A 13,631-nucleotide genomic window follows, 5' to 3' on the forward strand; every position below is an offset into this window, starting at 1 on the left:
TCGAGTGCGAGATCAGCGTGCTACAGCGCCAGTGTCTCGGCCGCCGCATCGACGATCCCAAAAGGCTCCGAAACGAGATCGCAGCATGGCAAAAGAGGCGGAATAAAACCCGAGCCCGCATCAAATGGATGTTCACAACAGATAAAGTCCGCGCCAAACTCGGCCGCGCCTATCCAGCCACCCCCAAAGAGTCAAAATCACTGTGATGAACCACTAGTAGACAGCTCCAGCGCCAGATCTGCCGTTTTTGCGATCTTTACGGGCCGATACTGCGCTCGAAGCGCGCTTTCATGTCGGGCTTCCGTATAGGACGTGCATGCATCGCTTGCACAAACCATTAAGAAGCCTCGGTCCGAGCCGTCGCGGAGCGCCATGTCAATGCACTGGTCAGTGAGAACACCGACGACTATAATGGCTTCGATTCCTATGTTTCGAAGCACATATTCGAGAATGGTCGTGTTGAACACGCCCGAGCCGGTCTTTGGAAGAACAATTTCGTCACCCACCGGAGCGATTTCGGCCAAGACCCTTGCGCCCCATGAGCCCTTCGGCAGGTGAAGATTCACAAGCTTGTGCAGAACCGAGCGGTCGCGTCCATCAACGGTGAGGCTTTCAATTGTCGTATAGATCACCTCCACACCGTTTGAACGAGCGGCATCGAGTAACCGCTGCACGTTCGGCACTACGACACGCCTGATGCGATCGACGTAGTCCGGATATTTGAGCTGCACTTCCTCAGAAACTTCGGCGTTCTGCAGATCGATCACCAGTACTGCAGTTTTTTTTGGATCGATACGGATACCAGACCAAATCGCTTCACGGGTCAATTGCATTTCATTTTCCATTCGGTTGGTCATTTTTCACGCGCCATTCGACGAGGTAGGCGGCTGTACGGGCAGTTCCGAGCAAGACTCGCGTCTCATCGTCCTGGTCGGCGCGCCGCTCAGCCGGGCCCAGTTTTGATCGGCGCCCGCACCTTATCGCGCTGTCGGTGGGGACGTGACACTGGAAAGATCTTGAGGGCGATGGCGGCTCGCTCGAGAAGAGACTATACTGCATTCGCGACGGGGACATCGATTGCCGCCGAGTGATCCCTGATGTCACTGCGGGGACCCCTCGCACGCTCTGGCTCAAGTTATTTTGCCGATTTGATGGGCTCAGCTCCACCATATTTCGACTGATTTGGTCAAGTCAACATAGCGCCAAAGGAAATCGCCGTCACAAAGACGGTACGGCGCTCGGAACGCCTGATTTCATCAATTGTTGGCTAAACCTCGCTAAAGTTCCGCATTCTGCTGAGAAAACGCGAAGTTTTTCATGATCAGGCGTCAATCCTTTCATCGTGAATAGGGAAAGATCCAAGAGGCGCTTGCCCGCACATCGGAAGACGAGTCCCCATGTTTCTGGAAGCCCCGATCCGTCGGCGTGTGGTTTGCGACTTAGCCAATTGGTCGAATCCCGCTCGGTGCCATTGCGTTTCGGCGGCAATCCGTCTGTACAGTGCGGCCCAAACCCTGCGCGACCAGAGTGCATCGAATGGATGGGTAAGAAAGAGAACTGCAGGACGACCTGTCCGTAGTCCCGTCTGCACCTGCCGGGAAGCAAGATCGTCGGCACGGCGTCGGTTCGGATTGATTGCATCGACTCGCGCGACCGCTTTCCTCGTCAACTCCGTCGGTGGAGCTCTCCTTTGCGCATGAGCGCCGACGGACCGAGCGCGTCATAAAAAATTCGCTAACTCGGGTCATGCGAGGAGTTCCTCCCGTATTGCGAAGGTCACCTAAACAGCACCGAGATTACGGATTGGAGTGGTCAACACCGACGGGCAGCTTGCGTTCGTAGTCGGCCCAGAATGCGGTGCGCGAGCGGGCATGCCCACCGCCAACGCCCACCGGCGTGCCGTCAGCGCGCCAACAGGCAGCACCCGTCGCCGAACCATCCCCGTTGAATTCGATAGCGCACATTCCGCCGGCCACATGTGGGATCTGTGTGGCGGGATGCCCCTTGGCGCGCAGATCTGCGAGCACGGCCTCACCGAAGGCGAGCTCAAGTTCGAGATCCTGCCCCTGCGTCCAGATGCGCGGCGCCTCGACTGTTTCCTGCAGGGTCATCCCATGATCGATGAGATTGACCACCGCTTGAAACGCTGAAGCGTATAGCCTCGGACCGCCTGGCAAGCCGAGCGCGTACCGGGGTTTGCTGTTCTTCAAAACAATCAAGGGCGATTGTGTGCTGGTGATGCGTTTTCCAGGTTCGAGCGAGAGCGGCAGGCCCGGATGTGGATCGAACAGATACATGTAGTTGTTGGGGATGATGCCGGTTTCTGGAATGATCAGCCGAGCGCCGAAAAGACTGTTTATAGTCTGTGTCGACGAAACGATGTTCCCGTCCGCGTCCGAGATCGTGACGTGGGTCGTGTTCACGGAATCGTTACCGACTGCCTTAGGTTTATAAGTACGAGCTTTGTCCATACTAATTTCGGCTCGTCGCTCTCCCGCATAGGCCTTCGAGGTCAGTCGCTCCATTGGGACGTCGAAGAAATCGGGGTCTGCGGTACTCGCACGGCGGTCGGACGCGGCGATCTTTATTACCTCTGCGAGCAAGTGGATGCCTTCTGACGTACCGAAGCCCATTTTTGCAACATCGAACGCCTCAATGAGATTGAGCATCTGCACGACGTGCACACCGCCCGAGCAAGGCGGCGGCGGTCCAATGATCTCCAGGCCGCGGTAGTCACCCCGAACCGGTTTCCGTTCGATCGTCTTGTATCTCTCCAGGTCTACCGCAGACAAAAAAGACCCCTTGCCCGCCAAGTATTCGGCGCAGTGCCGGCCGAGCTCTCCGCCATGCAGCGCCCGTGCCCCATCGCGCGCAATGATACGCAATGTTTCTGCCAATTCAGGTTGGCGGATGCGGTCGCCGACTTTCAGCGGCATGCCACCCGGCTGGAAAATTCGCGAGATCGCCGGATCCTTTGCCAAATCGGACGCGACTAGCTCGGTGCTCGTACAGAGATAACTTGTTGCCGCAAAACCGCGGGCCGCATGACGGATCCCGGGCTGCAGCACCGTGTCCAGATCTAGTTTGCCGAAACGTTCGAGCGCTTCGCACCATCCGAGCAGCGCACCGGGGACGGCGACCGAGCTTGCGCCGACGGCGTTGGCCCGGCCCTCGGCATCCATATAGCCCGGCCAGGTGTCCGATATGGGTTTGTAACTGTCATCTCGCGCGGCTGCAGGCGCCGTAGAAAGGGCATCCAGCACGACGATTTGCCCGCTGGCTAGCCGGATCAGTGCCGTGCCGCCACCAAACAAGCCGACCATCATCGGCTCGACTACGTTCAGCGTGAACAGCGCTGCGATCGTTGCGTCGATTGCGTTGCCTCCCATCGTCAAGATCTCAACAGCAGCGGCGGAAGCGAGCGGATGATTCGTCACGACCATACCCTTGCTGGCGGTGACCGAAGTCTTCTCACAGGCAAATGTCGTTCCTGCGGAGGCGCGCCAGTTCGCAGTCAACGTCTTTTCATTTTTCATCTCTATCCTCCACCCAAGTTTCTATGTCGACGCCCTGTTCGTCATTAACAGCTTCAGAACCAGATGAGCACGCGAAGGCGGCACAGGAGATGGCTCTGTGCGGGGAAGGGTCGAACGTCGTTGCCTTCCAGCAGAAATTATCGTGTCGTGAAGAAGGAAATTGAGCATGTTTGAGCGACGGCACGCAGATATAACGCTAAATTCTGGCTCTGACGCAGATATTCATCGTGTAGATCGACCCTCTCACGCGCAACCGGGGCACCGAGGCGCAAGGCCGCAGGTATGTCAACTATTGGATGTAACGCTCGAGCAAAGTGCCGCTATCACTAACCCCAACAGTCCAGCGTCTCGGATTCCACGCTGGTCGTGACTGTCAAAGGAAACGCTTGATCTATCGTCAAAGACGCTCCTCGTGTTGTGACCATCTCCAACGAGACCCAAACAACTCTGTTGTCAAAAAAGCTGACGCGTGAATGAAAACAGAATACCAAAAGACGATTTTTTGTTGACTTTGATGAGCAAAATTCGACATCGTTTCGCCCATCGTGAAGTCGGCCCTGCCAGCCGCCGTGCGCTCCTTGGCGAAAACCGCAGGCTACCGGTTTTGAAGCGAGGAAGGACATATGACCTGCTTATATAGGCGTGAAGCACAATCGATCTCGACGCTCGCTCATCTCCGCTTCTATCCGCTAGCCCTGACAGGAGGGACGGGGGCAAGGTTGATAGCAGACGATGGCAACGAGCTTCTGGATTTTGCGGCCTCCTGGGGGGCGGCTAGCCTAGGCCATTCCGATCCTCGCATACGGGCGGCGGTTGACCGCGCGCTCTCTAGCCAGGCTGGAGCAAGCTATCTTTCAAGCGCCAATGCAGCGACAGTGCAACTGGCAGAAAAGCTCCTTTCACTAGTGCCTTCGCGGGCTGCAGGCAGAATCTGGTTCGGCCACTCCGGTTCGGATGCCAACGAAACTGTCGCACGCGCTGTTGTCGCGGCCACAGGTCGGCCCCGCATCATTTCGTTCTCAGGTGCGTATCACGGCGGCACGACCGGATCCGCCGCGGTCTCTGGGCATCCCTCGCAAGTCATACCGAAGGCAGCCGGCTTGACTTTGGTACCTTACCCGAACAGCTATTCTGAGGGAGAGAAAGCGTCGGAAAAAGCGCTTGCTGAGCTCGATCGCCTTCTTGAAGGACCTGTGCCTCCGCAGGAGGTGGCAGCCTTCTTTATCGAGCCAATCCAATCCGATGGTGGGATGTTGGTTCCTCCGGCTGGCTTCTTTGAGGCTATCGAGCGGCGATGCCGCAAGCACAAAATCCTGCTCGTCAGCGACGAAGTGAAGGTCGGACTGGGCAGAACTGGGCAGCTGCATGCATTTTCGCACTATGGCATCGAGCCGGACATCGTCGTATTCGGCAAGGGTCTTGGCGGCGGCTTGCCGATCTCAGCGGTCGCCGGACCGGAAGCTATCATGAACTTTGCACCTGCCTTCTCGTTTCAGACTTTGCATGGAAATCCGGTGTGCGCCGCGGCGGCATTGGCCGTGCTCGAGGCAATCGAAGCTGATCGCTTGGCGGAGAATGCCGCCTCAGTGGGCGGGCATTTGCTTTCGCGCCTCCGAGACCTGAAGCAGAGCCATCAGTTGATTGGTGACGTCCGCGGCAAGGGCTTGGCAATCGGAGTCGAGCTGGTGAGCGACCGTGCTACGAGGAAGCCAGCCAAGAGAGAAACGGCAATGACGGCTTATCGCGCCTTTGAACACGGATTGGTGTTGTTTTATGTCGGCATTAACTCGAACGTGCTGGAGCTCACACCACCCTTGACCCTGACCCGCGGGGAAGCGGACCGCGGTGTGGAGATGCTCGACATGGCTCTTACAGATGTCGAACAAGGCAAAGTGGAGCCTTCGCTGGCGAGCGTCTTTGCCGGCTGGTGATCGCGACACGGTACTCGGTCGTACAGCTGTGATGCACCGAGCTCCTAGTCGCGGAAAAATGTCCGCGAACACCTTAGAAGTGTAGGACACGCGCAGTCTGCTATGCGACAGCAAAAGACGTAGGTGTTTCCGTCGCGTCAGAAGTGCTGCTGAGGACGAGCCGAGAATTTGATGCGAGCGCTTTAAAGCAAGGCCGCGATGCTTGATCGTCCGTGAAGAACGTTGATTTCACGCTGGATTGATCGCCGGTTCCGTGAAGAGAGCGGCCAGGATCTGCCACAACAAAATCCTGAGCCAGCGGATCAAGCGGCGGAAGTTGTAGCCGGCGGCGGCGGCGAGGGACGGCATTGGCCGCATCACCGTGCCGGAACCAGAGATAGTTTCGGCCCATGCGATGCTCGGCCTTGAGATGGCCGATGACGGGCTCCACGGCCGCCCTGCGGCGCAGCTCACGCTTGATCTGCGACGTCACGCCTCGCTTCTGCCCCGAGAGAAAGACCCTGAACTTGTGATCGGGCGGCGCATTGCGGCCGCGATATCCCTTGTCGGCGAGGATGCGTGCGAGGTGTTGCCGACCAGCGCCTCCATGTCGGGGATGACGGTTTCCAGGGTGTGGCCATCATATGGATTGCCGGGCAACGCCTTTACATGGGTGACGAACTGGCCGCCCTTCCGCGGCCGATCGTGGTGGCGACGGAGACTTTGCCAAGCCCGCGTTGCAAGAGGAATCGACAAGGGGATGAAGCGGTTTGCGCCAATCTATCTGGCTTCAATTTGGGGCTGTTGCCCCGAGCCATCATGGATATCCGCCCACTTCTGTCCTCAAGAACTCGCCGGCCTCAAGAAGGGCCGTAGAGTCGAATCAGGCTTCAGAAGTGTCGGTGGAACCGTTTCTCCATTCATCCTTTCCGTCTCGCAAACCTCGGCGGGTTATTGTGCCTTCTGATCGGACCTTGGATCTTCCTTTCCGGCCCTGTTTCTTATGCGGGGCGGCCCAAGAGGTTGGCGTCGTAGTCACGGCCCTTTGCGAGCATGCTCCAGGCCATGCGAGCAAGTTTTGCGGCCATGGCAACAAGGTGGAGCCGCTTGGACGCTGCCTCCAACCAGGCTCCGAAGCCATGCCGAGGCCAACTCTGACGCTGCAGAAGTACGGCTCTGGCGCCCTGAATGAACAGCGTTCGCAGGTACCGATTACCGCGCCTCGATATGCGCCCGAGAATGGTTCGATCGCCGGTCGAGATTTGCTTCGGTACCGGACCAAGCCATGCTGCAAAGTCCCGGCCCTTATGGAAGGCATCACCGGTTCCGATGACGGCGACCATCGCGCTTGAGATGATTGGCCCGACACCAGGCGCACTCATTAGGCGGCGACAGTGTGGATCTTGATCAACGAGTTCGTCGATTTCTTTCGTCATTGACGCGACCCGTCGGTCGAGATGGCGCCAGTCGTCGGCCAAGTCTTGAATGAGCTGGATCACTCGAGGCGATAAGTTGTCCTTTGGCGCTGAGAGAATCTGAGGAAGTGCCAGTCGGAGCGCTGCCGCTCCCTGCCGGACTGGCAGCCCCCGCTCAAGCAAAAAGCCTCGGATTTGATTGATGACCGCGGTTCTTTGCGTCACCAATCGACTGCGAACTCTGTGCAGTGCCTGCAAGTCAAGTTGCTCGGCTGACTTCAACGGGACAAAGCGCATGTTCGGGCGCTGCGTCGCCTCCCGAATCCCACCACATGGAATGTGTTCTTGCCTACGTCGATACCGATCGTGACAATGTTCGTATGGGACATGGCTTGTGCTGCTTCTCTTGCCGGGGCTTAACGTTGCCGCTAAGAGCGGGCGTGGTCCATGCCATTAACTCGTAAGGCCGATGGGCCTTGCCTTTTGCCGATGCATTTGACCTCCGGCGCGTGCAGGGAATAGACCTTCGGCCCGCGTTGACGCTGCTGCTGCTCGTGGACGCGGCGCGCCAGCAATAGCAGCTTGGCGAAGGCAGCTTCGAGCCCTCCATTGCCCTCGATCTTGCGGCCGATATCACGGATGACGCGGCCCAGATAGGTGCGCAGCGTCTTGAGCGCCCGGTTGGCGCGCTTGAACTGCTTGGCGTGGGCATAGCGCTGATGCTGGATCAGGGCGAACTTGCCCACCCGCGCATAGGATTGACGCAAGCTCACCCCATGGCGCTGCGCCAGCCGCACCAGCTTCTCGCGCGCCCGGTTCAGAAGCTTCGCATCGGTGGGGAACGTCACGTTCTTGGGCTGAACCGTGGTATCGACGATCACCCGAGACAAGTCAGACGGCTTGATCGCCTTGGTCCTGGCGGCAACCGACAGGCTCTCCTGAATCAGCGCAGCCAGTCGCTCCTCGCCCATGCGGTTGCGCCAGCGCGTCAGCGACGAGCGATCGAACACCAGGTGGTGCTGGAAGAACTCCTCGCCGCAGAAGTATTGTCGAGTGGGCCGAGGGAGTTTCACCCTCAGCCCCTCACAGAACCGGACGTGATACTCTCGCATCATCCGGCTCTTGTTACCCAACCGTTGCGTGACCAAGGCGCGCCCAATGGACGAAGAATGAGGGATTGCGCTTCGCGATACTGTTGCTGCGCAATCCCGCGTATAAAGGAATGGCCTGCTTTGGCAAGACGCGGATCGCGCCGCGCATGCGTGTGACGCGGCCGTTGCGATGCGCGGCGGCGCCGCGCCTCGCAACAGCGCCAATCATGAACTTCCTCGCACAGAGTGGATCGAAATTCCTGTGCCGACCATCATCAGCGAAGAGACCTTCGCATTGGCGAACGAGCTTTTGGAAGCCAACAAGAAGCATGCCCCGCGACGCACGATCACGCCGAGCGCCCTGCAAGGATTGTTGAGCTGTGCCAAATGCGGCTATGGGCTCTATCGCACCTCCACCAGGTCGAGCGCTCGAACCATCCATTACTACCGCTGCTTGGGCTCGGATGGCTGGCGCCGGCTCGGCGGGCCGGTCTGCGACAATCGCCCGATGCGCCAGGATTTGCTGGACGAGGTGGTATGGAAAGAGATCGCGCGGTTACTTGAAGACCGACACCTCATCGAAGACGAACTTGAGCGCCGGCTCAAGGCGGCACGCAACGCCGATCCCACACAGCGCCGGGAGGAAACGCTTCGCCGCGATCTTGCGCGCGCCCGGAAAAGCATCGAGCGTCTCCTCACGGCCTATCAGGAGAGCCTTCTCTCACTTGAAGAGCTGCGCGGTCGCATGCCCGATTTGCGCAGCCGCGAACAGGCTTGCCTGTTGGAGCTGCAAGCGATCGAAGACCAATCGAAGGAACGGGAAGTTTGTCTGCGTCTCGCCGAATCCGTGACGAGCTTCCTCGACCGCCTGCGCTCGTCCGTCGGCGCGCTCGATATAATCGAACGCCAACGCGTGCTGCGCCTTCTCGTGAAGGAAGTCCTCGTTGGCGACGACAAGATCGTCATCCGGCACTCAATTCCCCTCCCATTCACCCCTCCGGGTGGAAAGGCGCCCGGCGTCGCCGATAGTTCCGTGACCGCTCCTCCACCGCAAAGTTATCTTTTGCGTTCAGGGAGCCATCACTCCACCTTGCGGTGTTCCGGTTTCCCGTTTCTGGATAGTCCCATCGGGCATCTCTACCGGAGCCCTCAGCCATCGTTCGACGTAGAGCAAAACCCAGGGCTCCTGACAGTGCTTCCGAAGCGCTCTTACCAGAAGGGCATGATCGATCGTGTCGAAAAAGCCTTTGATGTCGAGGTCCAAAGCCCAGTCATAGTCCCAGCATCGCTTGCGCGTTTGCTCGATCGCCTGATGCGCTGATTTTCCAGGCCGATAGCCATAGGAGTCGGGGTCAAACACTTGATCCAACCCCGGTTCCAGATACTGCTTGACCACCATCTGTGCGACGCGGTCCGCGACCGTCGGAATGCCCAGAGGACGGATGCCGCCGTTGGCCTTGGGAATCTCCACGCGCCTTACCGCTGGCGGGAAGTAGCTTCCCGACGCCAAGCGATTCCAGAGCTTGTAGAGGTTGTTTCCAAGGTCCTGCGCAAATTCATCCAGACTCTGACCATCGACGCCCGCCGCCTTTCCATTTCCTGCCACCAGCTGGTAGGCCTCCCAGACCATACGCTTGGTGATGGGCAACGGTTTGTCCGACGTCATGACGCTCCTCCCGACAAAGCAGGTTGGCGTCCGATGTCGGACAGGGTAACGCAGCCCCTTCGCTCCATGGCCATTACAGCCACTTCAACGCTACTACAGGCTGCTCCGCCCCTGTCTCGGGTATTGGTATTCTCCCTCGTGGTGTTCGCCACTTGCGGATTTCCCTTAACACCCCGAGCCAGGTTGCCTCGTTCCGGATTGAAGCCTGTGATGAGATCATGCCGCCTATACACCGGCTGCCGCGTGGACCGTAAGCAGGTATCGTCCACACCCTTCCAAGCATCATTAACCCCATGCCCGTTTTGACGGCGTCTGGACCCATTTCGATGCGTCATCGGCGGTTCGCTTGCGCTCATCTTCTCATCACTCACCTGACGGCGTAGCTCGCCGCCTTTTCTCCAGCGCTCACCACCACGTCTCTTAAACGCAGCAGCCTGGAGTGGTTTGAAGCCTGCCCCTGCAGGCCGGCTCCGGGAGGCCAACTCCCATCTTCAACACAGTTGTGCTGGCAGATACGCACCAGCTACGAGACACACGGTAATAGGGGTTCTCGACCAACGCTCGCACAGCACCTCGTCGGAGAGATCATAGGTGTGCTTGAGGATCGCCAGCCCCGCCATCAACCGCGTCAGCAGTGGTGGGCGGCGGCCCGGATCATCGGTGTACACCTCGCCGAACCACTCCTCCAGGAAGCTCCAATCCACCGTGCGCCCAAGCGCCACCAGCGGATGCTTCATGTCAATGATCTGGTCGAGCCGAGAGCGGAACAGATCCTGCTCTCCCGTTTCCCGTCGTTCCGGTGGCCGCATCTGATCGCTCGCCAAATCGCTCCCGGGCCAGAGAATCACAAATCAAGTTTGCAAGGAATCTGGAGGATTCTGTGAGGTCGCGCTCACGCGAGGGCGCGGCAAGCGCTTATCACGCGACCTCATTGAGCCGGATTGAACGAAGGCGCGGGAGAATATGCACGGTGGTGCGGCTATTGGGATAGTTTGAGATCGCAGGTTGCTATCGGCAAGACTGCGGAGCTGACGCGGCGACGTTTTGGTTGCGCAATGGCGGCAACTTGAGACAGAGAGCATTTTACCGGCGGTCGCGATCGATGGCCGGCTGCATCGAATAGTTTCCCGCGCGCTGTTTGGCCGCACGGATTCGGCAGCGTCTGCGATGATCGAGACGACGGGATCATAATGACGGTGACGATCTTCCTGCACGGAATGAATTGGCTCACGATGTGTCGCACCGGAGCGATTGGGATGAAGCGCCGGAATGACTGAAGCTGCGTCGAAAGCGCTCGATGATGCGCATGACGCCACCACAATCAGGGCAGGCGGGAATCTTGGGCCACGTCAGAGCGTCCGAATCCACAGGGGGGATGTCCCGGGTTCTGTTGAATTTCTGAAGGGGGCGGCGTTGCCCACCTTGAGCCGGTAGGCTCGGGGTGCTGATTCAACGAAGGAGAGCAACGCCATGACGAGAGATATCACACCGGCTGATTCGCCGGCGACCGGGGCTGTGGACGAAGCGTATGCAGAAGTGCGGGCGAGCTTCGATCGGTTCTGCCTTACGGCAGGGACCGAGGCGCTCGGCACGATTATGGAGGCGGATGTCACGGCGGCCTGCGGGCCGCGCCACGGTCGTGATACGGCCCCGCGGGCGCACTGTTGGGCCGAACGCGGGGGACGCATCGGCTTCCACGGCGGCAAGATCGAGGTCGAGCGGCCGCAGGTTCGTGGCGTGGACGGCCGCGAGGTCACGATTCCGAGCTGGGAAACGGCGGCGCAGGAGGACTGGCTCGGTCGCTGGGCCATGAACCTGATGCTGATCAACGTGTCGACGCGCCGGTTCGGCCGCGCTGTCCGGCTGCCCGAGGGTGACGTGCCGGCACCGCCCGGATCGGGGGTTTCGAAGTCGGCGGCCTCGCGGAGGTTCGTCGCGCTGTCGGCGGCGCGGCTGGCCGACTTCATGGCTGCCGATCTGTCCGCGCTCGACCTTCTGGTGGTCCAAATCGACGGGCTGCATCTCGGCGACGATCTCGTGCTGGTCGCCGCGATCGGTGTCGACGGTGAAGGCAACAAGCATCCGGTGGCGCTGGTGGAAGGGGCGACCGAGAACGCCGCAACGGTTCAGGCCCTGCTGGACAACCTGGTCTCGCGCGGGCTCGCCCCGACGGTGCCAAGACTGTTGAGCGTTGTCGAAGGCGATCCGCCGCACCTTCGGTTCGGCCGCCGCGATCCAGCGCTGCCAGATCCACAAGGCGCGCAACATCATGGAACGCCTGCCGAAAGAGCATCATGCGGCCACCCGTCGGGTGCTGCGCCAGGCTTGGGAGCTCGATGATGCCGACAAGGCTGAAAAATTGATCCGCAATCTCGCGCGTCGACTCGACCAGCAATGGCCCGGCGTAGCGGCCAGCATGCTCGAAGGCCTCAACGAAATCCTGACTGTCGTCCGGTTGAAGCTCCCGACGGAGCTGCGTCGATCGCTCGCCTGTACCAACATCGCCGAGAACATGATGGGCACCATTCGCCGCGTCACGCGCAACGTCAAACGCTGGCGGGATGCCGGCATGGGCTTGCGATGGGTCGCGGCCGGCATGATCGAGGCCAACAAGGGCTTACGACAATTGAAGGCGCATAAACAATTGTCGATTCTGCGTGCGGCCCTTCAAGCTCACCACGATCGCATGACAATCAAATCCGTTGCCCACGTCACGAGGGCCGCGTAACATTCATTCCGGCAATGTCGGCCCAACGTAGTTCAACAGCGATCGGGACATCTCCTCCACAGGCGGCGGCTCGCCATTGTTTGGCGCGGTCCGCTCACGATCGAGAAGTTTGCGGCAGAGGGCGAGTTTGGCAGCGCGGCGGCCGTTGGCCATGATGCCGAAGTGGCGGATGCGATGGAAGCCATCGGGCAGCGTGTGAAGCAGGAAGCGGCGGATGAACTCGTCGGGCTTGAGCTTCATGATCTTCGTCGCGCCGGTATGGCGGGAGTCCTTCCAGGTAAAGGCGACGTGATCTTCGGCGAGGGCTGCGAACCAGCTGTTGGCGATTGCAACGCGATGGGTATAGCGGCCGAGATAGGCCAGCACCTGCGCGGGGCCGCCGAACGGCCGTTTGGCGTAGACGACCCAGCTGATGCGCCGCATGGCGACGAGGTGCGCTGCGAAGGCGGCAGGCTCGGCCAGGGATGCGAGATCGCCGAAGAAGTTCAGGGTGCCGGCGTCGAAGGCGGCGGTCAGACGTTCGAGGAACAGGCGTGTGAACAGCCGGGCGAGCGGCTTGACGGCCAGGAAGAAGTTTGGTCGGCTGGCGATCCAGCGCGCGCCATCGGGCGAGAGGCCGCCGCCCGGCACGACGCAGTGGACGTGGGGATGGTGCGTCAGCGCCTGCCCCCCAGGTGTGGAGGACGGCGACGACGCTGATGCCGGCGCCGAGCCGGCGTGGATTGGCGGCGAGCGTCGACATTGCCTCGGCGGCGGCTTTGAACAGGATCGCATAAACGATGGCCTTGTTCTGAAAGGCGATCGCGGCGATCGGAGCCGGCAGTGTGAAGACGACGCGGAAATAGGGAACCGGCAGCAGGTCGGCTTCTCGCGCGGCGAGCCACGCGGCTCGGGCTGGCCCCTGACACTTCGGACAGAATTATAGGCGACGCGTGTCGTGCCGCAGTCGTCGCAAGCCTCCATGTGGCCGCCGAGCGCCTCGGTTCGTCGCAACGATCGCACTCATCACGCGCCGCTCGACCCGACCGAGATGACCGACATGCAAACGGCGATAGGCGTCGCCATGCGGGCGCAAGATATCGGCAATCTGGATGGCGGGTCTGTGCGGACGGACGTCGGGGTGGGCCATAACCCGCATCCCGGACGCGTCGTCATCCCGGTTGGCGTCACCTCCAGCGACAGGCGGTCGAGCGGGCTCTGCGTCGCCCGGATCGTATCGGTGGCGACCTGCGTGTAGCGCGCCGTCGACGACAGGTTATTGTGCCCGAGTAGTCACGATTCATAA

At 60.1% G+C, this 13,631-nt stretch carries 3 protein-coding genes and 10 pseudogenes; 4 read left to right on the forward strand and 9 right to left on the reverse strand.

The genetic code is table 11. The annotated features are described in order from the left end of the window. Positions 1-206, forward strand: a pseudogene (locus IVA75_RS07600) (IS630 family transposase); the annotation flags it as partial. Here IVA75_RS07600 and IVA75_RS07605 read toward each other — a convergent pair. Next, complete coding sequence (locus IVA75_RS07605; protein WP_247282736.1) at positions 198-857, reverse strand: isochorismatase family cysteine hydrolase; 660 nt, start codon at positions 855-857, stop codon at positions 198-200. The pseudogene IVA75_RS07600 and the gene IVA75_RS07605 sit on opposite strands and share 9 nt — an antisense overlap. Before the next feature lie 939 nt (positions 858-1,796). Then, positions 1,797-3,536 (reverse strand): gamma-glutamyltransferase, encoded by a 1,740-nt coding sequence (gene ggt / locus IVA75_RS07610; RefSeq protein WP_247282737.1) that lies wholly within the window; start codon positions 3,534-3,536, stop codon positions 1,797-1,799. Between the two features lie 623 nt (positions 3,537-4,159). On the opposite strand from ggt, the gene IVA75_RS07615 reads away from it, so the two are divergent. Next, the gene (locus IVA75_RS07615) at positions 4,160-5,467 is read left to right on the forward strand and encodes an aspartate aminotransferase family protein (RefSeq protein ID WP_247282738.1); all 1,308 of its coding nucleotides are present in this window, start codon (positions 4,160-4,162) and stop codon (positions 5,465-5,467) included. A 228-nt stretch (positions 5,468-5,695) separates the two neighbouring features. Here the strand turns inward: IVA75_RS07615 and IVA75_RS07620 are convergent. The 3 pseudogenes from IVA75_RS07620 to IVA75_RS07630 form a co-directional block, all read right to left on the reverse strand. Further along, positions 5,696-6,180 (reverse strand): annotated as a pseudogene (locus tag IVA75_RS07620) (IS5/IS1182 family transposase); the annotation flags it as partial. 267 nt (positions 6,181-6,447) lie between these two features. Further along, a pseudogene (locus IVA75_RS07625) lies at positions 6,448-7,185 on the reverse strand (IS110 family transposase); the annotation flags it as partial. Positions 7,186-7,318: 133 nt separating this feature from the next. Then, a pseudogene (locus IVA75_RS07630) lies at positions 7,319-7,910 on the reverse strand (IS5/IS1182 family transposase); the annotation flags it as partial. A gap of 232 nt (positions 7,911-8,142) precedes the next feature. On the opposite strand from IVA75_RS07630, the pseudogene IVA75_RS07635 reads away from it, so the two are divergent. After that, positions 8,143-8,442, forward strand: a pseudogene (locus IVA75_RS07635) (recombinase zinc beta ribbon domain-containing protein); the annotation flags it as partial. Positions 8,443-9,024: 582 nt separating this feature from the next. Here IVA75_RS07635 and IVA75_RS07640 read toward each other — a convergent pair. Together IVA75_RS07640 and IVA75_RS07645 are read right to left on the reverse strand one after the other, a co-directional pair. Continuing rightward, positions 9,025-9,618: pseudogene (locus tag IVA75_RS07640) on the reverse strand (reverse transcriptase domain-containing protein); the annotation flags it as partial. Positions 9,619-10,172: 554 nt separating this feature from the next. After that, positions 10,173-10,427, reverse strand: a pseudogene (locus tag IVA75_RS07645) (IS5/IS1182 family transposase); the annotation flags it as partial. 661 nt (positions 10,428-11,088) lie between these two features. On the opposite strand from IVA75_RS07645, the pseudogene IVA75_RS07650 reads away from it, so the two are divergent. Next, positions 11,089-12,346: pseudogene (locus IVA75_RS07650) on the forward strand (IS256 family transposase). Between the two features lie 123 nt (positions 12,347-12,469). On the opposite strand, the pseudogene IVA75_RS07655 reads toward IVA75_RS07650, so the two are convergent. Beyond that, a pseudogene (locus IVA75_RS07655) lies at positions 12,470-13,475 on the reverse strand (IS91 family transposase); the annotation flags it as partial. A gap of 32 nt (positions 13,476-13,507) precedes the next feature. Next, positions 13,508-13,618 (reverse strand): annotated as a pseudogene (locus tag IVA75_RS07660) (integrase); the annotation flags it as partial. Positions 13,619-13,631: the final 13 nt, after the last annotated feature.

It is taken from the genome of Bradyrhizobium sp. 134 (genome assembly GCF_023074155.1).
Classification (GTDB): Bacteria; Pseudomonadota; Alphaproteobacteria; order Rhizobiales; family Xanthobacteraceae; genus Bradyrhizobium.

Excerpts from the sequence above, each read along its gene's own strand:
- IVA75_RS07605 (WP_247282736.1), bottom strand. The coding sequence starts at position 857 with ATGACCAACCGAATGGAAAATGAAATGCAATTGACCCGTGAAGCGATT.
- ggt (WP_247282737.1), bottom strand. The coding sequence starts at position 3,536 with ATGAAAAATGAAAAGACGTTGACTGCGAACTGGCGCGCCTCCGCAGGA.
- IVA75_RS07615 (WP_247282738.1), top strand. The coding sequence starts at position 4,160 with ATGACCTGCTTATATAGGCGTGAAGCACAATCGATCTCGACGCTCGCT.